The organism is Aeromonas sp. QDB68, from assembly GCF_027707405.1.
Lineage (GTDB): Bacteria > Pseudomonadota > Gammaproteobacteria > Enterobacterales > Aeromonadaceae > Aeromonas > Aeromonas caviae.
Genome location: NZ_JAPCIQ010000242.1, coordinates 1 through 711 on the forward strand (window position 1 = coordinate 1; position 711 = coordinate 711).

A 711-nucleotide genomic window follows, 5' to 3' on the forward strand; every position below is an offset into this window, starting at 1 on the left:
TCCACGATCTGCACGCTCAGGGTGTTCGAGGCCGAGTCCCCGTCGCTGTCCACCAGGCTCACCGCGAAGTCTTCGAACAGGCTGTTGTTGCCGTCCGCCGTCGGGTGCGCCTCATTGTCGTTCAGGGTGTAGCTGTAGCTCACCAGCCCCGTCGCCGGGTTGTACCCGGTGATGGTCAGGGTGTTGCCCAGCGGCGTGGTCACCCCGCTCAGCGGGAAGCCCGCCACCACCCCGTTCACCACGATGTTGATGCCACCCACGCTCAGGGTCTTCACCCCGTCCGGCGCGCTGATGGTGAAGTCCCCCGTCACCGTGGTCGACTCCTTGCTGCTGTCCGACCCCGCCGACTCATTCGCGCCGCGGGTCGCCAGCAGGTCGTCCTCGTACACCTTCGCATCCCCGCCCTCGCCCTTGGGCGTCAGGTTGGTGATGGTCACCCCGTCATCGTCGTTCTTGATGGTCAGGGTCAGGGTCGCCGTGCTCACGTCTCCGTCCGCATCCGTCAGGGTGTAGGTGAACACTTCGCTGCCCACCCCGCCCCCGGTCAGCGCCTTGAAGTCACCGTCGTTCGGGTTGAGGGTGTAGGTGTAGGTGCCGTTGGCATTGAGCACCAGGCTGCCGTAGGTCCCGCTCAGGGTGCCCGCGGTCACCGCCGCGCCATCCGCCCCCTGCACGTCGTTGGTGATGACGTTGCCATTGAGGACCAGGTTG

At 66.2% G+C, this 711-nt stretch carries 1 protein-coding gene; it reads right to left on the minus strand.

Annotated features, from left to right (window positions below; all coding sequences use genetic code 11):
• The coding region (locus PG892_RS22455) for a VCBS domain-containing protein (protein ID WP_270825932.1) at positions 1-711 on the minus strand (711 nt) is incomplete at both ends.